Origin of the sequence: Agriterribacter sp. (genome assembly GCF_035497235.1) — a bacterium.
Taxonomy (GTDB): Bacteria; Bacteroidota; Bacteroidia; order Chitinophagales; family Chitinophagaceae; genus Agriterribacter.
Genome location: NZ_DATJEB010000013.1, coordinates 168,688 through 187,883, shown reverse-complemented (window position 1 = coordinate 187,883; position 19,196 = coordinate 168,688). Strand labels below are relative to the sequence as shown.

Below are 19,196 nucleotides of genomic sequence, written 5' to 3'. Positions count from 1 at the left end.
ACTTGTTTTCCATTCATTGCTTTCGGGAGTGATTGTATCAATACCTGTTTTGCTTCCGTGCGGCCTGGCTAATTTGAAATGCGCCTCTTACTTTCGAGTTTTGCGGTTAAAAAGAAATTTAATTTATCTTTATAGCTATTGCATGCCCTAAATTTATTGAGATGATAAGTATCAGGCCATCTTATCAGGAGCTGAATAAAACATACTATTCCGATACCTGCAAGCCACTTGTGGCAGCCTGGAAAAAAGGAAGGGTAACGCTTGAGGCGTGGGCGCGTTCGAGCTACCCGGCAACTTATAAAATGGAAAACGGGGTCTTACCTTGTGTAAGCAGTGTTGGTTATTGGGATGCCACCTTTCAACAGGACTGGGGTTTGAACTGGCACAGAAATGAGGGGATCGAGATCACTTTTCTTGAAACAGGCACCATGCCGTTTTCACTTGCTAATGATCAGTATATTGTTCATCCCAACGAGGTTACCATTACACGGCCCTGGCAACCACATAAGCTGGGTGACCCTTATATCGGGATAGGTAAGCTATATTGGGTTATACTGGATGTAGGCGTACGCTGCCCTCACCAGGAATGGAAATGGCCTCCATGGATAACCCTTACAGCAAAAGACCTTAATGAACTTACAGGGATGTTGCGCCAAAACGAACAACCCATCTGGAAAACCAACCAGGAGATCAGGAAATGCTTTCAAAAAATTGGTAACGTGATTACCTGTGACAAATCGGGAGAAAAAGAGTCCTGGATTGCCATTTATATCAATGAGTTACTGATGCATTTCCTTGAATTTTTCAGGAATGGCCCTTTTCAATGGGACGAGAGTTTAGTGAACAGCAGCAGAACAGTGCAGCTTTTTATCAAGGATCTGCGCAAAAGCTATTTCGAACCCTGGACACTGGAGCACATGGCCGAATACTGTGGACTGAAGGTTACCCGTTTTGTACATTATTTCAGGCAATTGACTAATATGACACCTATGAATTATCTCACGCATGTACGGCTGGAAATGGCAGCGGATATCCTTGTCAGCCAGCATGCCAGGGGTATTAATGAAATTTGTTATGATTGTGGCTTTACAAGCAGTCAGTATTTCTCAACTGTATTCAGGAAGCAATACGGGTGTTCACCCACCGCCTACCGTTATCTTCACTTAAAAAGCTAATCGCTTCTCACTGATCCTCATTTTGTACAAATTTCTTCATTGAAATTAATTGAACAATTATATTTTTTTTTTGAAATAGTATTGTGTTATCCGGATAACGGGGTTAATACTATACGATATATGGAAACAGCTATCAACAAAAGGCGGCTTTTCAATGCATGTAGCCTTGCCCTCGTTGTTACGGCGCTCACTTTTGCTATCAGGGCAAATCTTATGGGTCCATTGGGCGAAGCGTTCGGGCTCACTCCAAAAGCGATCGGGGAAATAGCTTCCGCGGCATTCTGGGGATTTACGGCCGCTATGCTTGTCGGCGGGCTTCTATGTGATGTGATAGGATTGGGAAAAATGTATATACTGGCATTCATTGGCCACGTTGCCGGAATTATTCTTACCATTTATGCTACCGGCTACTGGTCACTCTTTGTGTCAACCCTGTTGGTGGGACTGGGAAATGGTTTCGTTGAATCAGCCAGCTATGCAATGGTCAGCAGCATGTATACCACCGACAAAATAAGAAAGATCAACGCGTGGCATATCTGGTTTCCCGCTGGGATAGTGATCGGTGGCGTGCTGGCTTATCTGCTGACATTGCTGGATCTTGGCTGGAAAATGCAGATGGCGGTAATGCTGCCCCCCACAATTGTGTATGGGATCATGTTCCTGAAGCAGCAGTTCCCCAGGTCCGAACGTGTTTCAATGGGCGTTTCAAACAGGGAAATGATCAGGGAGTGCCTGCGGCCACTTTTTATTTTTATGCTGTTTTGCATGTTCCTTACGGCCGCTACGGAACTTGGCACAAATCAATGGATCGTTGAATTGCTCTCTGCAGTTGGCGTGCCTTCCATATTGTTATTGGTTTTCATTAACGGTATCATGACAGTGGGGCGGGCAAATGCGGGGTTTATCCTGCAAAGGCTATCTCCTACAGGGTTGTTGCTTTTCTCTGCTATATTTTCTTTCATTGGGTTATACTGGCTAGGTTCTGCGGAAGGTTATGTTACGTTTGCCGCAGCAGGAGTTTTTGCAATAGGTATTTGCTTTTTCTGGCCCACAATGATCGGGTTCGTATCGGAGAAGCTGCCCAAAACGGGTCCGCTTGGATTGTCCTTAGTGGGCGGTGCAGGGCTGCTGTCAACAGCCCTTGTATTGCCGTATTTTGGCCAGTTGTATGACCACCAGCTCACCTTCATTGCCGCAACGGATAATAGACTATCGCCCGAACAGGTGAAGCTTGCAGCGGGAGCTCGCACCTTACTCTTTATATCTGCGATCCCTGCGGTGCTGATCGTGGCTTTCGGCATGCTGAAAATACGATCCCTGAAAAAGGTGCCATCACTTAAAATATCATCACTAAAAAAATAACAATGGCGAAATTCAGAATTACACTTAACATGGAGTACTGCCGCAGCGCAGACATGGGATTTGAAGCAGGCGTCATGCAGGCGGCAGACCTCGGCTACCGCTACATTGAACCCATGGTGCATACCGGTTGGGAATTGCTGAGCGAGGTAGGATACTTTCATTCATTTTCAATGGAGGAGGATACGTTGCTGATGAAAGAGACCTGTGATCGCTATGGCATTACCGTTAGTAGTCTCAGCGGGCATAGTCCCCTGATGAAGCCCGAAGCTGCGGTTAGCCGCCTTACCCGCGCGATTATCCTTGCCGATACACTGGATGCCCGTTTTGTAAACACTGATGAAATGATAAAACCCGACTGGATGGATGATCATTTCGCACATGAAGTGATGAAATACACGCTCACAAAGGCCAGCCTGGCTGCACAAAGGCACGGGGTATATATTTGTATTGAACCCCATGGTGTTTATACCAGCACTGCAGAAGGCTTAATGCGGATTGTTAACCTGGTAAAATCTCCTTGGATAGGCGTTAACTGGGATACCGGAAACTCGTACCTGGCCGGTATAGAAGACCCCTACAACGGGCTTCAGGTCGTGCGGGATCACGTATATCATATCCATGCCAAAGACATCAGCATGAGCCACGGAGAAAAAGAAAGAGGAAAGGTATTTGGCACTCCTGTTGGTTGCGCGTGTGGCGAAGGCATGGTAAACTGGGATAAGGTTTTTGAGATCATGGAGCCTGTGAACAGGGAAATCTTTCTAAGCGTGGAATGCGGAACGATTGATGAAGCGGAACGGAGCCTGCGTTTTTTAGAAAGCACGCTCGGCAATCTGCTGATCAAATAACCGGATATAAATCATTAATCTACTCAAATAAAACCAAAACCACTACAATGGAAAAATTAACACGTTTTAGCTATTTTTTAGTGCTATGCCTGTTTGCGTGGAGTAGCAGCTATGCACAGAAAAAAACCGTCTCCGGTAAAGTAACGGAGCTTGAAAGTGGAAAACCGATTCCGGGCGTAAACATCATTGTGAAAGGAACGATGGCAGGTGTTGCAACTGGGGCAGCCGGAGAATATACGATCGTTCTCCCGGATGAAGCAGAGGTTTTGATCTTTTCATCTGTTGGCTACACTTCCCAGGAGATAACGATAAACGGGCGGTCGGTAATTGATGTTACTTTAGAGGCATATGTTCAAAGCCTTAAAGAAACAATTGTTGTCGGGTACGGAGTCCAGCGAAGAAGCGAAGTGACCGGGTCGGTCAGCGTGGTTTCGGGAAGGGAATTAGAGGAACACCCCGGTTTTAATGCATTGCAAAGCCTGAGAGGCAAAGTGTCGGGCGTAAAGATATCTACAAATTCAGGCTCTCCAACCGGGAGTAACCGCGTTGTCATTCGCGGGATCGGTACGATCAATGCATCCACAAATCCCCTGTATATAGTAGATGGGGTGGCCCTCGACAATATTGAGACCATGAATCCAAACGACATTCAAAGCGTTGAAGTACTCAAGGATGCTTCGGCAACAGCTATTTATGGTTCAAGAGGCGCCAACGGGGTTATATTGGTAACTACTAAAAGAGGAGGTACCGAAAAAGGGCTGAGACTTGAATATAATGGAGACTTCAGCATAGGGAGATTAGCACGGAAAATAGATGTGATGAACGCTAAGGAGTTTATGGAAGTGCAACGTATCGGTTATGAAAATGCGCCCATTTTCAAAAATTATGCTCCGGGCCAGGAACCGGTAATAGATTTGAGTGACAGGCGGATTTTCGATGCGCAGGGTAACCCGTTATATGATACAGATTGGCAAGAAGAGGCTACAAGAACAGCGCTTACTCACAATCACCAGCTCAGTGTCAGATCCAAAGGTGAGTCCGGTTCTTTCGGCGCTTTCCTGAATTATACTGATGCAGAAGGAATCTATCTAAATTCATGGACAAAGCGTGCAAGTGTTAAATTGGTTTACGATGTATCCCTGGCGAAGTGGCTGTCGTTGGGAACAAATACAACGATAACCAAAACATGGGCAAATAACGTTTCCGAAACAGGTGGCGGTTTTCATGCCTCAAGAGCCATAACTGAAGTGCCCCCGATCTTTCCTGTTAAATGGCCTGAAGGTACATGGTCTAACAGCACGGAGATCTCCGGCTTCACATTCGAAGGACAGCCCAACCCCGTACACCGGCTCCTGGAAGAAGATAACCTGGCCAACGGAACGCGGTTGTTTGGCAACCTGTTTCTCGATTTTAAATTGGCTTCTTATCTTCAGTTCAGATCCCAGGTCGGCATCAATAACTATTTATCAGAGAACCGGTATTATGCGCCTACTGATATGATCACAGTGGGCTTCCCGGATGGCTATGCCAGCATCAGCAATGGGAAACAAACTTACTGGCAGAACGAGAATTATTTTACCTATACCCGCGAGTTTGGGTCGCACCGGTTGAACGGGGTGTTAGGGGCAAGTTGGCAGCAAAACCTTGCCAGCGGGAACGCTATGAGCGCAAGAGGCTTTACCAATGATTTCTTCAATTTTAATAATATAGGTGCGGCTTCAACCCAAAACCCGTCAACATCCTATGCCAATGACTGGTCAATGAACTCTTATTTCAGCCGTGCCACTTATACTTACAAAGACAGGTACACAGCTACTTTTTCGGGAAGAATGGATGGCTCTTCCCGTTTCGGAAAGAACAATAAATACGGCTTTTTCCCATCGGGCGGGGTATCCTGGCTGGTTTCGAATGAAGATTTCATGAGAAATGTGAAAGCTATAGATCACCTTCGGCTGCGCGCATCTTTTGGCGTTACCGGGAATACGGAAATCGGTTTGTATCGTTCGCTGGCAACCATTGGCTCCGGTACAACCCTGATCGGCGGGCAAAGAGTAGCCAGAAGCTTTGCACAACGTCTTCCAAACTCTGATCTTGAATGGGAGAGAACGCGGCAGTTCGATGCAGGTATTGAGTTAACCATGTTTAATCAGGCGTTGTTGCTGGAAGCGGATTACTATAATAAATTAACCTATAATCTGATCCTGGACCGTCCTATACCCACTTCTACAGGTTTTGGTTCGATCACAGACAATATTGGCTCAGTATCCAATAAAGGCATTGACCTTAAATTAACTAGCAGGAATATAAATACTGAAAATTTTACCTGGTCAACTACCCTTAACTTCAATTATAATAAAAACCGGATTGAAAGTCTTGGACTAAACAATGAAGATATTTTTCCCGGTCCGAACTGGGTTGCGGGAAGTCAGACTATTTTACGGGTAGGCGAGCCCGTTAGCTCGTTCTGGGGGTATGAAAGGTCAGGAGTGTGGGGTAGTGATGAGGCAGAAGAGGCGGCTAAGGTTGGCGCCATTCCGGGAGAAGCTAAACGGTCTACCGAGAAAACCATTATCGGGAAAGGAATCCCGGATGTTACCGGAGGACTTTTTAACCGCTTTAATATCGGGCGCTTTGACGCTTTGATAGACCTCCAGGTTTCTTTGGGAGCCGACATCATGCAACAATTTCTTGCAACCGCTGAAGATCGCCAGGGACTCACTAACGGGATCAGCACTCAGCTATACGATGCCTGGACGTCTGATAAGCAGAATACAATGGTTCAACGGATCCGTCACACAGTACTTTCCGGCCAAAACCTTCAGCCCGACACCCGCTGGATTTGCGATGGCTCTTATATCAGAGGCAACCTGTTCTCTGTAGGGTACAACTTTGGTCAAAGAATGCTTGCCACAATGGGATTGAGCCAGCTAAGAGTTAGCCTGAGCCTGGAAAATGCGTTTGTTATCCATTCCAAAGATTTTAAAGGATATGATCCGGAATCCTCAACCTGGCATGGCGATAATTTTGGACAGAATATTTTTTTCTATGAATATCCCAAAGCCCGGACACTCACATTCGGGATAAATGTCCGCTTTAAATAATTAAAACTGAATTAATCATGAAGAAGTATATGTTTATTATAACAGCGTTGTTAATGGTTGGATGCGAGCGGTTCCTGATTGAAGAACCTAAAAGTGAGCAGTCCTTAGATCAGTTTTTTCAGTCGGCCGGAGAAGGCAGGAGTTTTGTAAATACACTTTATAAAAGCGGCGCTACCGGTTTCTACGATCCGGGTGGTTTTACAGGAAGTATTGCAATGATGGGAGGATACATATCAGGGCTGTTTGACAATGAGGCTAAAGGGGAGAGAATTGAGCCGCTCCGCGCACAGAATTTATCATTCAACGCACAAAATATGTCGGAGTATCTGGACAGATGGTGGTCAAGCGCCTATAGCGCTATTGCAACAGCCAATACGGCAATCAAATATATTCCGAATATTCCCGGTATACCCGATGCTGAAAAAAATCAATTACTGGCAGAAGCAAAATTCTTTAGAGCATTTAATTATTTTTTTCTGGTAAAAAATTTTGGCGGAGTTCCTCTTGTAACAGAACCCTATTTTAATACTGAAGGCATTTATGTGGATCGTGCACAGATAGTTGAAGTGTACAACCTTATTGTTGAGGATTTAGAATGGGCTGTTAACCAGGACAATCTTTCAAACAATAATTTTGTAACAAATAATTTTAGAATTACGAAAGGCGCTGCCTCTGCTTTGTTGGCCGATGTATACTTACAAATGTCTGGCTACCCTTTACATGCAGAAAGCAACTATGCCAAAGCTGCAGCAATAACAAAATCAATTATTAATAGCGGTAGCTATCAGCTCATCCAAAATGGGGCTTTACCGGAAAAAAGCGCCTATAATGTAATGCGCACTTCAGATAAGGAAAGTGAATATGTTTTTTCTATCGAGTTTGACCCGGTAATATATGGCGTTTCGAGCCCGAGCGTATCCCTCCCGGGCAGTATAAGGCCCCCCGGTTTAAAATATTCCCGAACCTATAATGCATACAGGCCAACCGATCAATATATTGCGTTATATGATGAAACGAAGGATCTGAGAGTTCAAAATCAGCAACTATTTTTTAAATCAGTTGATGTACGGGGGGAACACTTTGAATTTGGTGAATACGCTCCATATTTATTTTATGATACAGTTGCGCTGTATGAAACTGCCAGGGGTGGACAAGACATGCGGGTATACCGTTATGCGGAAGTGCTGCTGATCGCGGCAGAAGCAATTGCATTCACTGAAGGCGTTACCCAGGAAGCTGTAAAATATCTGGCAGATGTAAGAGCCAGGGCATATTGGAATACAAGCAGGAATGAAATTGAAAGCACATTATCAGGCCTGACAAAAGATGAATTCATTAAAGAAGTATGGAAAGAACGGTATCGCGAGTTGGCGCTGGATTATCGCATATGGTCCGACATTCAACGTACACGTTTATACCCGGTTGGAAGCGCTGGAGGAAATATTAATTTTGTTAACGTTGTGGGACATACCAATCCATGGGGGGCTACCTATAAGGAACATCATCTCCTTTATCCCATCTCTGATAACGAGATGCAACGGAACCCCAAACTTGAGCAGAATCCGGGTTATTGATTAACGAAATATTTGACAAAATGAAAACCAACTATTTGTTCAATATAATTATCTTTTCCTGCTCTCTCATCCTGACGTTACACGCACAGGCTCAGCCCGCATACCAGGAGATAGGAATGACAGATAAAACAGCCTTTGCAGATAATGCTCCCGATTGGAAGATTGCGGGCGATATATGGTACAACCCGTTCAGAAACAAATTGAAGGAGGAAGCGGGAACAGGCATATTGCTTAATATTTCATCCGGCAACAACCAGGCTCCACTTATTACGAAGATGGAGCACGGGAATATGCTGCTTGAATTTGACTTTATGCTTGCTCCGCATGCTTCAGTAACCGTTTATTTACAGGGAAGATACGGGATACGCCTGACAGATAGCTGGACCAACAAAAATTCCATTGCACAAGCCTGTGGAACGATTCTCAATGAGAATTTGAAATCAAATGCTGGTGAAATTCAGCATGCCCTGAATATCTCTCCCCGTTCAAATGTAGCAAGAGCGCCCGGATTGTGGCAACACCTGCGTGCGGTTTTTCAGGCGCCGCAATTTGATGCAAACGGGAATAAAAAATCAAATGCACGTTTATTACAGGTTGCTCTGAACGATGTTCTTATCCATGAAGGTATAATACTTCCTTATATTGCTTCCGATGCACCATTTAAAAGTGAAAGCAAAACAGGCCCGCTCGTTTTTTCAACAGGTAACCGCATGGCGTTCAAAAACATTCATTATGCTTTTTTCGAAGACCGCGAAATAGAGAAGGTGCTGATGCCTGTACCTGTACCCATAAATGGCAAAGTTCCGCTGGTCGTTACCCCGGTTAACAAAACCATTATACAACGATGCTTTTTAGGTGAAAAAGACAGGAAGATGACCGTTTGTGCCGTTATTGGAGAACCGGGGCAAATCCACTATGGCATTAATTTGGAACAGGGTTCTATTATCCGTTTGTGGAAAGGAGATTTTATTGATGCCACAACGATGTGGGAAAGCCGTGGAGAAATTCAACTGGCACGTCCCCTGGGCAGTGTGATCAGCCTTCCTTCCCAACCTTTGTTTGCACAACTCGCAAACGGCCAGGCGCCCTGGCCGCAATTGATGCAACAGGAGTATAAGCTCAAAGGATATTTTTTGGACAAACAGGGGCGCCCAGTTTTTAACTATACTTTCAATGGATTGCAGATCAGCGACCGAACAGTTCCTTCGGATGATAACCGGATTTTAACCAGAACGCTGCAATTCGGCAATAATGCAGCAGGGAACGACCTGTGTATCCGGCTTGCAGCAGGTGATAAAATTGAGAAGCTTGAAGACGGCTTGTATGCCATCAACAATAAAAGCTACTACCTGCGTCTCGATGGTAACAAACAGCGTGGCGCTATTCTTAGGAACATCAATGGAAGAGAAGAATTATTAATTCCCGCAAGCGCTTTAAGTGCGCAGGGTTTAACGTGGTCATACATCTGGTAAATTAAATAGGTTATGAAAACAAATCAGAAAATCTGTTTAAACATATTGGTGCTTTTTGTTCTGCAAATTACGGCTGCTTCGATACTGAAAGCTCAACACAATAATCATGCTCCGATGCCAGCCGGAAGGCCTCAGACAGAAAATGATTTTTACAAACTACAAACCATCCGGCCTCCGGAGGGTGTATTGCTTGAAGTAGGCGGAATGGCAATGCTTCCCGATGGCCGCCTGGCTGTTTGTACAAGAAGAGGTGAGATATGGCTGGTGGAAAATCCATCTGGAGGCAGGCCGTGGTTTAAACTATTTGCATCCGGCTTGCATGAGCCGCTTGGATTGGCATGGAAAGACGGAGCGCTGTATACCGCCCAGAGATCAGAGCTTACACGGGTTGTTGACGTTGACGGGGATGACCGGGCAGACAGCTTTGAAACGGTATGTACCTGGCCGCTGACGGGTAACTATTGCGAATACAATCATGGGCCGGTTATTGGTAAGGATGGTTATTTCTATATCAATCTGAATCTTGCCGATAATGGCATGTCGAACAGGGAGCCTTTTTTTGGTGAAATGGGAAGTCATTCTGATTGGCGTGGCTGGATGATAAGGGTAAGCCCAGATGGTAAATTAGAGCCTTATGCGGCCGGGCTGCGTTCCCCGGCAGGGATAGGGAAAAATGCCGATGGTGATATTTTCTATGCCGAAAACCAGGGAGGTTGGGTTGGTACCGGTTACATTTCTTATGTGAGGAAAGGTGATTTCTTCGGTCACCCTTCCAGCCTTAAATCTGCAGACAAGCCGGGTTCAACCGTGCATCTGAAACCTTCAGATATTCCCACCAACGAACCTATGTTACATCAGGCAGTCCAAAAAATACCCGGCATGAAGCTTCCTTCTGTGCGATTCCCGCATGGCATCTTAGGGATATCCAACTCCAGTATCATTGCCGATAGTTCCGGGGCCTTCGGGTCTTTTTTTAAAGACCAGGTATTTGTTGGTGATGAGGGGCATCCGAAAATTTTACGCGTGTTCCTTGAAAAAATCAACGGGGAGTACCAGGGCGTTGTATTCCCTTTCAGGGAAGGATTTATGTCTGGCATCCTTCGAACCGAATGGGGATTGGATAAATCTCTTTATGTGGGTATGTCTGACAGAGGATGGAATTCCACAGGCCCCGAACGTTGGGGGCTGCAGCGCCTAATTTGGACCGGAGAAACGCCTTTTGAAATAAGATCTGTCAAAGCTATGCCCGATGGCTTCGTACTGGAATTTACCTTACCTGTAAAGAGAGAAACGGCTGAAAACCCGGATAGTTACGAAATTTCAGGGTTTGATTATCTCTACCATATGGCCTATGGCAGTGAAGTGCAGGATAAAAAGGACTGCCCCATTAAGGCGGTTAAAGTTGCACCGGACGGGCTTTCTGCCCGGCTTGTGCTGGATGGATTAAGAGAAGGTTATATCCATGAGATAAAATGTGCCGGTATCCTGTCTGAAAAAGGATCAGCCTTGCTGCACAATTTCGGATACTACAGCCTGAATAGTATTCCCAAAGGAGCCGGGCTGGATATCAAACAGGATGGTGTAATCCTTATTCCTGAAAAAAAGGCAGCTACCGCTGATAGCAGTATTGTAGAAAAAGCTGGTGCTCCCAGGGGAGGAATAGCGCCGGCCAAACATATTACAAAAATGCCGCCATCCTGGAGAAATGGCCCTGACCGCACCTTAACATTAGGTACAGAGCCCGGGTTGAAATTTGATGTTGAACAGTTTACGGTAAGACCGGGCGAAAAAATCAGGCTTGTTTTTAATAATAATGACGACATGCAGCACAACTGGCTATTGGTTTCCCCGGGCACCGCAGATGAAATTGGAAAGGCGGCGTTAGACCTGGGGCTAAAAGGCGTTAATATGCAGTATGTCCCGGTATCCGGCAAGGTGCTGTATCACACCAGCCTGCTACAACCCCGCAGCAAGGAAGCCATTTATTTTACGGCGCCTGAAAAAGAAGGAAAATATCCTTATATCTGTACTTATCCCGGTCACTATCTGGTTATGCGGGGCATCTTGAATGTAAAAAAGTAGCTATGAAAATAATATATACCGCTTTAGCGGGACTGGCAATTATCATCTTGTTAAGCAGTCGCTTTGCAGCAACCCGCACAGTAACGGATAACGTAAGATGGAGCAGGGACGATCAGCACATCGCTCTTTTACGGAATGATAAGATATTGTGGCAACTGAATTTCAACCCTGCGGAAGACAAACCCTACTTCCACCCCCTGCGAACCCCATCAGGACAGGATATCGCACTTAAAAGACCTGCTGATCATCCCTGGCACAGGGGGCTATGGTTTTCCTGGAAAAAGATAAATGGTATCAATTACTGGGAAGAAGATGTAAAGGCAGGTGTTTCCGAAGGGCGTAGCCTCATCAAAAATGTCAGCAGCAAATTGTATAAGGACTTTTCTGCCAGGATAACAATAGATATTATTTACCAAGACAACAACGGGCCAACGATTGAAGAACGAAGAGTGCTGCATATCAGTTCCCCACTCGGTTCTGAAGGATATGCTATTACGTGGGATCAGTCTTTTACTGCCCTGAAAAAAGTGGAGCTTGATCTTGAAAAACCGGCTAAACATGGCGGAGTGAAATGGGGCGGATACGCCGGCTTGTCGTTACGAGGTGCCGCCACGCTCAGGAAACCTCTTTTCCGCGCATCCAACGGCTGGAATAATACTGAAGATACTACCGGTTATGGTGAGAAAGCGACCTGGATGGATGTAACAGCTTCAACTGCTGATGAGCCGGGGCATTTAGTTGGGATAACCATTTTTGATTACCCGGACAATCCAAGGTATCCCTCTCCCTGGTATATTTGGTATGCCGCGGATCAACATCTGTTCTTTACGCCATCTATATTGTTCGATGGACCACTGTTCCTGCATAAGGGGGAAAAACTGCATTTAAAATATCAAACTTATATTCACGATGGGAAGCCATCTGTTGAGCAGATTGACCAAATGTCACAGGCATTTCATTAGGCATTCCGGTGTTTCTTTATGCGGGCAATGAGGTGTTTGAGCGCTTAAATAAGAGCATATAAACCTGTACATTTTTAAGCAAGTCATATATCAGCCTTTGCTGGTCTAACCGTTACAGGAAGGTTCTGGCAAAGGCTGAGCCAATTAAACCCTGTACTACTATTTTTTTTTGCGGAAAGGCAGGAATGCTGCAGAAAGAATGATATATATGAGCGCTAAACCTATCAGTAAAAACTTCATTGCGGCCATGGTAGTGGTCACTGCCGAGGTAAAAGCAGTGGCAGAAAAATGAACGGAAAAGCTCATGGCAATATTTTCTATCACATCAAAAACCATTGCCAGCAAACTTCCGAAAGCCAGCAATACGCCTAATCTTTGCGCCCAGCCTGGTTGATAATGAACAGCAAAATATCCGCATGTTGAATAAAGAAAAAGTCCGTAAAAAGGAATAAGCAAAAAATCCAGCAGCATATTAACCCGGAATGTGCTCCGCGGTGCAGCTTCCCATGCATTTACTATGGATTGAGTGTGCAATGCGTTATGGCTGAACTCCAGTGAAAGGATGCCTGAAGGAGATAGTGGTGTAATGAGCTGCCTTCCCTGTAATTGAAGCAGCAGTAAGAAAAAGACGGTTCCGGCAAAAAAAAAGCCAATGATTTTCCAGTTCGTCATATGTTGTTTTACTAAAATAACAGCCAGGTAAATAAAGGTAAGCCAAAATCAATTCCCGGCTTTTGCGCTTTTCATTTTTTTAAGAAGCAAACCCAAGGTTTTGAAAAAGCGGTAATAAAACTCTTTATTGAATAGCTGCGAATCATGCATGGCCTTATAGGTGAAAAAGATACCTACGGGAAGCAATACCATCGTAGAGAGCCACATGCCGGAAAAAGCGGAAGTAATATCTTCTCTCACAAACTTTTCGCCAAACATATTAAGAAGGTGAAAAATTAAAAAGAAAATAACGGCTATTACCAAAGGCATACCCATTCCTCCTTTGCGGATAATAGAACCCAGCGGCGCGCCTATTAAAAAAAGAACAACACAGGCAAAAGACAGTGAAAACTTTCTGTGCCATTCAATAAGGTGAAAGCGGAGGTCTTTTTGTTTCATCCGCGCTTCTTCCGCTATAATGTCGAGGCTGTTTTTCTGGCTGCTTATCCTGTCAATAGCGCGGGTAATTACAGAACGCCTGGCTGAATCGGGAAGTAACAGGGCGTATCCGATGCCCTCAGGTGGCTGGAGGGCCAATACTACGCTGCTTTTTTGAGGATTATACTGAGGCTTTTTGGGCGCCAGCGGCTTGTTCGATTGGCGGATATGGATAGCTGAGGCCGAAACCTTTTCTGTAACAGGATATTCTTTTTCCCGGGGGAGGATTTCCCGTTTCACAAAAGTATAGTTAATGCCCACCTCCCTGTCTGTTTTCTTTTCTATATCGCTGCCGGCTGTTTTCTTTAGTGAATCAATGGTTTTATTCAACTGCCTTATATTAAGCATCCTGAAATTATCTTTAAAAAGACTGTCGGGGGTTTGCATCATTTTAAATGAGCTCAGGTCAAATACCTTTTTATAGTGCTTAAAACCTAACCTTATATAATCTGTGTTCACCGTGTAGGAAGGGCCTCTTTCTTCATAGCGCCACCCGTTCTCTAAATAAAATTCAAGAAATTTTTTATCGGCGCTGATGTTCATTTTGCCCTGTTCGGAAGTAATAATATTATCCTGCAGGCTGTAATTCCTTTCAAAAATGATAACATTATGGATAGTGGTATTGTCCTTGTCTTTTTTTCCGATTTTGATGGTATACCCTTCAAATTCCCTGAAAAATACACCTTCTTTAAGGTTGAAGGCAGGCTTTGCAACCGTTATATCGTACAGCAGGGTTTGAAACTTTAGCTGCGCCACAGGGATGATATAATTGGAGAATGAAAAAGCAACCCCGGAAATAAGGATGGAAATAATAAATAAAGGCCGCATAAAGCGCAGTAGCGGTATGCCGGCTGATTTTATGGCAACGGTTTCAAAACTTTCTCCCAGTTTGCCAAAGGTCATAATAGACGATATCAGAATAGCTAAGGGTAATGCTAATGGCACGGCTGTGGCGGTAACATAGCTGGTTAAACGCAGGATGGTAAAAAAATCAAGTCCTTTCCCTACCAGGTCATCTATATATTTCCAGAAAAATTGCAGTACCAGCACAAACAGGGTGATAAAAAAAGTAACGATAAACGGACCAATAAAGGATTTAATGACAAGCTTATCTAATTTTTTAATCACGGTTTTTACACTTACTGTTTTGTACTGCCATAATTTTAGCCGGTGAATAATGCAAAAATACAGTTTTCGGCAGATGAACTGCGTTGGGTTACAGATGAGCGTATCATTTTAACAAAGAACCGTTTTATTTTTCTTTGCAGCAATGGGAAGAAGCGGAACGAAAATTTTCGAAAAGTTTTTTCAATATCATTAAAGCGCTCGGCCTCCGATAGCCTAAGCTCCTATACGATGAAATAATTCTTTCACCTGGTAATCCCATAGACGGCTTTGATCTGCGACTTCCTTTTTTTCGGCAAAATCCTTGATTACCAGTATGGTTTGATTGGTAACTTCAGACTTCTCTATACTAAACTCAAAGTATTCTTCTTTTGGGGCGTGTGACCAGTGAAAGCGTATAAATTTATTTTCTTCACCTTCCAGCACTTCGGCTTTATCAGTAGAGCCTTCCCAGGTAAAGCTGAAAACCATATCTCTTTCATCAACCTTATCGGCAAACCACTCCTGCAGCCCGGCGGGGGTGGAAAGAAACTCATAGAGTATAGAAGGCGAACACCGAACGGGATATTCTAACGTATATAGCTGTTTTTTACTCATTTGTCATTCTTGTTAAGCGAAACTCATGTTAACCTGCAATAATATAAAAATAATAGTAGCATCAAAGTTTTTTAGGGATTATTTTTTCTTTCAGCAGGTAACAAAACGGTTGTATCGGTTATTTTGAAGAGGAACAGGCTGATCCTCAGGGAATAATATTTTTTTCTGCTATCTGCTATTTGCTTAAATTGCTGAGTAAGTGCAATTTCTTATGGTAGCCAGCGTTTTATAGAAGAATTCATATACTTATGAATTCCAGTAAACCTCTTAAATATTCCTGCATATGAGTATGCGTCAACTCAAAATCACGAAGTCTATTACCAATCGTGAATCGCAGAGTCTTGAAAAATACCTGCAGGAGATCGGCAGGGTAGAGCTGATAGGTCCTGAAGAAGAAGTGAAGCTGGCAGGACTTATTAAGCAGGGAGATCAGAAAGCGCTGGACCGGCTAACCAAAGCCAATTTACGTTTTGTGGTTTCTGTAGCCAAGCAATATCAAAACCAGGGTTTATCACTTCCGGATCTTATTAACGAAGGTAATTTAGGGCTTATCAAGGCCGCACAGCGTTTTGATGAAACAAGAGGATTTAAATTTATATCATATGCGGTATGGTGGATCCGCCAGAGCATCCTGCAGGCATTGGCAGAACAATCCCGTATTGTGCGCCTGCCACTCAATAAGGTGGGGCTTACCAACCGGATTAATAAAGCTTTTCAGCAATTAGAGCAGGAGTATGAGCGGGAGCCCTCCGCGGAAGAACTGGCGGATTTGCTCGACATGGATTCTGATGAAATTGCGGCAACGCTTGGTGTGGCTGCCAGGCATGTAAGCATGGATACGCCTTTGTCGGACGGAGAAGACAGTACGCTGGTTGATGTAATGGTGAATCCTAATGCCGACAGTGTGGATATTAAAATAGCTCATCACGAGTCACTAAAAAAAGAAATTGAAAGGTCCCTGCATACCTTAACAGACCGCCAGCAGGACGTAATACGCTTCTTCTTTGGCATAGGTTTCGATAATCCTATGAGCCTGGAAGACATAGGTGAAAGGTTCAATCTTACCCGCGAAAGAGTACGGCAGATAAAGGATAAGGCCATCACCAAGCTCAGAACAACCTCAAGATGTAAACTCCTAAAAACTTATTTGGGCACATAATTCTACTCATCTTTACTTTGCTTAACTTTGCAATGTTTTCAAAAGTGAACAATTGAATACTGTTCACTTTTTTTATGTGAAAAAATGATTAAATAAGCCATTGTATGTTTGAGTCATTATCCGAACGGTTAGATTCAGCCTTTAAGCAAATAAAAGGCGAAGGAAGGATTAACGAATTGAATATTGCCAACACGGTAAAGGACATACGCCGTGCGCTGGTTGACGCTGATGTAAACTATAAGATAGCCAAAGAGTTTACCGACACGGTAAAAACCAAAGCGCTTGGCGAAAAAGTGCTTACGGCGGTAAGTCCCGGCCAGTTAATGGTTAAAATAGTGAAGGATGAGTTGGCGGAACTGATGGGAGGCTCGGAAAGTGAATTTAACAGTACCGGCAATCCTGCTGTTATTTTGATTGCCGGGTTGCAGGGAAGTGGTAAAACTACCTTCAGCGGCAAGCTGGCACATTATCTTAAAACAAAAAAAGGAAAATCGCCGCTGCTTGTTGCTGCGGATATTTATCGCCCGGCAGCAATTGATCAGTTGAAAATATTAGGTGAGCAGATACAGGTGGATGTGTATAGTGAACCCGAAAATAAGAACGCTGTAGCCATTGCGCAGAATGCGATAAGAGAAGCCCGGAGTAAAAACAAGAATGTAATTATTATAGATACGGCGGGGCGTTTGGCGGTAGATGAGGTGATGATGCAGGAGGTAGAGGATATTAAAAGTGCGGTTAAGCCCCAGGAAATTCTTTTTGTGGTAGATGCCATGACCGGGCAGGATGCGGTGAATACGGCTAAAACGTTTAACGACCGGCTTGATTTTACCGGCGTAGTGCTAACTAAATTAGATGGCGATACCCGTGGTGGCGCCGCGCTTTCTGTTAAATACACTGTTAAAAAACCGATAAAATTTATCAGTAGCGGCGAAAAGCCGGATACGCTGGATGTGTTTTATCCGGAAAGGATGGCGCAGCGTATTTTGGGGATGGGCGATATTACTACTTTGGTAGAAAAGGCCCAGGCGCAGTTTGATGAGGTGCAGGCCGCCAAGCTGCAAAAGAAAATGCGGAAAAACCAGTTTGATTTCCAGGATTTCTTGGACCAGTTGCAGCAAATAAAAAAGATGGGAAATATAAAAGACCTGATGGGAATGATACCCGGAATGGGCAAGGCGGTAAAGGATATTGATGTAAGTGATGATTCTTTTAAAGGCATAGAAGCGATGATTAATTCTATGACGCCTTTTGAAAGGGCCAATCCGGATGTAATAAACCCCGGCAGGCGGGCCCGCATTGCAAAAGGGGCAGGGAAAGATATTACCGAAGTAAGCCAGTTTATGAAACAGTTTGAACAGATGAAACAAATGATGAAAATGATGAATAAGATGCCGGTGGGAAGAATGGGTTTGGGAAAACGTTGATTTTTTGTACTTTTAATTTTTGTAAATAGTTTGCAAGACATATCTTCGCAAACCTTAAGAAAGAAACCATAATCATCACCCATTTAAAATGTTTATTTTTTATGGCTGTTAAAATCAGACTACAACGTCACGGGAGCAAGAAGAGACCCTTCTATTTTATAGTGGTAGCCGATGCCCGTGCGCCAAGGGATGGAAAATTCATCCAAAAGATCGGTACCTACAATCCATTGGGGCAACCTACTGCTGTTCAGTTAGACAGGCAAAAAGCGCTGGACTGGCTGCAAAAAGGGGCTCAGCCAACAGATACGGTTCGCCGCATTTTATCTTACAAGGGCGTATTGTATCTCAAACATTTGCTGCGGGGCGTAAGCCTGGGTTTATTTGATGAAGCAACTGCTATGGGCAAGTTCCAGAAATGGCACGAAGAACATGAAGGCAACATCAGGCAGAAACAGGAAGAAGCTGCAAAAGCAAGAAGGCCGAGAAGACCGGTTGTGCCCAGGAAAACTGAGCAAAAAGAAGAAGAAAGTAACTGATTATAAAGTTGCTTCAACTGAATTAAATTGCCCTGCATCATGCAGGGCTTTTTTATTGAACACTTTGCTATCTTGCGAAAAAAATGAATTTCACGAAATGCCCGAATATTTTAAAATAGGAAAAATTGTTTCGGCGTTTGGCCTGGAAGGTGAAACCATTCTTTTACACAGTCTCGGTAAAAAAACTTCGCTTAAAGGTATAGAAGCCATCTTCATGGAAGATCGCAAAACATCATTTTTGCCTTATTTTGTTCAATCCGCTCGTATAAAAAGCGAAAAGGAAATATACCTTAAACTGGAAGACATCGCTTCCCGCGAGGAAGCGCTGAAAATAGTACAGAAAGAAGTGTGGATGGAAGAAAAGGATTTTAAGCAATTCGCTGCCCGGTCGGCGCCTATTGCTTTGCTGGGCTATCATTTAATACATAAAGGTGAGGACATTGGTGTAATAGCGGAAATAATAGAACAGCCGCACCAGGTGTTATGCAAAATTTTGTTAGAAGGAAAGGAAGTATTAATACCCCTGCATGAACAAACATTACAAAGCGTAGATAATAAAAACAAAAAGGTATTTGTTGATCTGCCGGATGGGTTGCTGGAAATATATAAAAGCAGTTAGTGCTGGGTCAG

At 44.0% G+C, this 19,196-nt stretch carries 15 protein-coding genes; 12 read left to right on the top strand and 3 right to left on the bottom strand.

Translation table 11 applies throughout. The features are described 5' to 3' along the window. The first annotated feature begins 161 nt into the window (after window positions 1-161). From VL121_RS03765 to VL121_RS03730, 8 genes are all read left to right on the top strand, one after another. On the top strand, window positions 162-1,175 hold the full coding sequence (locus VL121_RS03765) for an AraC family transcriptional regulator (RefSeq protein ID WP_325402304.1): 1,014 nt from the start codon (window positions 162-164) through the stop codon (window positions 1,173-1,175). Window positions 1,176-1,295: 120 nt separating this feature from the next. Further along, complete coding sequence (locus tag VL121_RS03760) at window positions 1,296-2,537, top strand: MFS transporter (RefSeq protein WP_325402302.1); 1,242 nt, start codon at window positions 1,296-1,298, stop codon at window positions 2,535-2,537. A 2-nt stretch (window positions 2,538-2,539) separates the two neighbouring features. Next, on the top strand, window positions 2,540-3,385 hold the full coding sequence (locus tag VL121_RS03755; RefSeq protein ID WP_325402300.1) for a sugar phosphate isomerase/epimerase family protein: 846 nt from the start codon (window positions 2,540-2,542) through the stop codon (window positions 3,383-3,385). A gap of 47 nt (window positions 3,386-3,432) precedes the next feature. Further along, the gene (locus tag VL121_RS03750; protein ID WP_325402298.1) at window positions 3,433-6,486 is read left to right on the top strand and encodes a SusC/RagA family TonB-linked outer membrane protein; all 3,054 of its coding nucleotides are present in this window, start codon (window positions 3,433-3,435) and stop codon (window positions 6,484-6,486) included. Window positions 6,487-6,503: 17 nt separating this feature from the next. After that, window positions 6,504-8,060: a RagB/SusD family nutrient uptake outer membrane protein gene (locus tag VL121_RS03745; protein ID WP_325402296.1), complete on the top strand. Its 1,557-nt coding sequence runs from the start codon at window positions 6,504-6,506 to the stop codon at window positions 8,058-8,060. Between the two features lie 20 nt (window positions 8,061-8,080). Beyond that, window positions 8,081-9,532 carry a 3-keto-alpha-glucoside-1,2-lyase-like domain-containing protein gene (locus tag VL121_RS03740; protein WP_325402294.1) on the top strand — a complete coding sequence of 484 codons (1,452 nt, stop codon included), beginning with the start codon at window positions 8,081-8,083 and terminating at the stop codon, window positions 9,530-9,532. A gap of 114 nt (window positions 9,533-9,646) precedes the next feature. Then, window positions 9,647-11,614 carry a plastocyanin/azurin family copper-binding protein gene (locus VL121_RS03735; RefSeq protein WP_325402292.1) on the top strand — a complete coding sequence of 656 codons (1,968 nt, stop codon included), beginning with the start codon at window positions 9,647-9,649 and terminating at the stop codon, window positions 11,612-11,614. A gap of 2 nt (window positions 11,615-11,616) precedes the next feature. Further along, entirely contained in the window at window positions 11,617-12,576 is a 960-nt protein-coding gene (locus VL121_RS03730; protein WP_325402290.1) for a DUF6807 domain-containing protein, read from the top strand. A 159-nt stretch (window positions 12,577-12,735) separates the two neighbouring features. On the opposite strand, the gene VL121_RS03725 is transcribed toward VL121_RS03730, so the two are convergent. From VL121_RS03725 to VL121_RS03715, 3 genes are all read right to left on the bottom strand, one after another. Beyond that, window positions 12,736-13,248, bottom strand: a complete 513-nt coding sequence (locus tag VL121_RS03725; RefSeq protein ID WP_325402288.1) for a hypothetical protein — start codon at window positions 13,246-13,248, stop codon at window positions 12,736-12,738. A gap of 48 nt (window positions 13,249-13,296) precedes the next feature. After that, complete coding sequence (locus tag VL121_RS03720; RefSeq protein ID WP_325402286.1) at window positions 13,297-14,853, bottom strand: LptF/LptG family permease; 1,557 nt, start codon at window positions 14,851-14,853, stop codon at window positions 13,297-13,299. Between the two features lie 213 nt (window positions 14,854-15,066). Continuing rightward, window positions 15,067-15,447 carry an START-like domain-containing protein gene (locus tag VL121_RS03715; protein WP_325402284.1) on the bottom strand — a complete coding sequence of 127 codons (381 nt, stop codon included), beginning with the start codon at window positions 15,445-15,447 and terminating at the stop codon, window positions 15,067-15,069. 289 nt (window positions 15,448-15,736) lie between these two features. Between VL121_RS03715 and VL121_RS03710 the strand changes: the two genes are divergently transcribed. From VL121_RS03710 to rimM, 4 genes are all read left to right on the top strand, one after another. Next, window positions 15,737-16,606 (top strand): sigma-70 family RNA polymerase sigma factor, encoded by an 870-nt coding sequence (locus VL121_RS03710; protein WP_325402282.1) that lies wholly within the window; start codon window positions 15,737-15,739, stop codon window positions 16,604-16,606. Between the two features lie 104 nt (window positions 16,607-16,710). Further along, window positions 16,711-18,030, top strand: coding sequence for a signal recognition particle protein (ffh, locus tag VL121_RS03705; protein ID WP_325402280.1), 1,320 nt, complete (start codon window positions 16,711-16,713; stop codon window positions 18,028-18,030). 101 nt (window positions 18,031-18,131) lie between these two features. Beyond that, entirely contained in the window at window positions 18,132-18,566 is a 435-nt protein-coding gene (gene rpsP, locus VL121_RS21810) for a 30S ribosomal protein S16 (protein ID WP_324559521.1), read from the top strand. Between the two features lie 97 nt (window positions 18,567-18,663). Then, window positions 18,664-19,185, top strand: a complete 522-nt coding sequence (rimM, locus tag VL121_RS03695) for a ribosome maturation factor RimM (protein WP_325402277.1) — start codon at window positions 18,664-18,666, stop codon at window positions 19,183-19,185. Window positions 19,186-19,196 lie beyond the last annotated feature (11 nt).

Coding starts and splice junctions, on each gene's coding strand:
- VL121_RS03765 (WP_325402304.1), top strand. CDS start 162: ATGATAAGTATCAGGCCATCTTATCAGGAGCTGAATAAAACATACTAT.
- VL121_RS03760 (WP_325402302.1), top strand. CDS start 1,296: ATGGAAACAGCTATCAACAAAAGGCGGCTTTTCAATGCATGTAGCCTT.
- VL121_RS03755 (WP_325402300.1), top strand. CDS start 2,540: ATGGCGAAATTCAGAATTACACTTAACATGGAGTACTGCCGCAGCGCA.
- VL121_RS03750 (WP_325402298.1), top strand. CDS start 3,433: ATGGAAAAATTAACACGTTTTAGCTATTTTTTAGTGCTATGCCTGTTT.
- VL121_RS03745 (WP_325402296.1), top strand. CDS start 6,504: ATGAAGAAGTATATGTTTATTATAACAGCGTTGTTAATGGTTGGATGC.
- VL121_RS03740 (WP_325402294.1), top strand. CDS start 8,081: ATGAAAACCAACTATTTGTTCAATATAATTATCTTTTCCTGCTCTCTC.
- VL121_RS03735 (WP_325402292.1), top strand. CDS start 9,647: ATGCCAGCCGGAAGGCCTCAGACAGAAAATGATTTTTACAAACTACAA.
- VL121_RS03730 (WP_325402290.1), top strand. CDS start 11,617: ATGAAAATAATATATACCGCTTTAGCGGGACTGGCAATTATCATCTTG.
- VL121_RS03725 (WP_325402288.1), bottom strand. CDS start 13,248: ATGACGAACTGGAAAATCATTGGCTTTTTTTTTGCCGGAACCGTCTTT.
- VL121_RS03715 (WP_325402284.1), bottom strand. CDS start 15,447: ATGAGTAAAAAACAGCTATATACGTTAGAATATCCCGTTCGGTGTTCG.
- VL121_RS03710 (WP_325402282.1), top strand. CDS start 15,737: ATGCGTCAACTCAAAATCACGAAGTCTATTACCAATCGTGAATCGCAG.
- ffh (WP_325402280.1), top strand. CDS start 16,711: ATGTTTGAGTCATTATCCGAACGGTTAGATTCAGCCTTTAAGCAAATA.
- rpsP (WP_324559521.1), top strand. CDS start 18,132: ATGGCTGTTAAAATCAGACTACAACGTCACGGGAGCAAGAAGAGACCC.
- rimM (WP_325402277.1), top strand. CDS start 18,664: ATGCCCGAATATTTTAAAATAGGAAAAATTGTTTCGGCGTTTGGCCTG.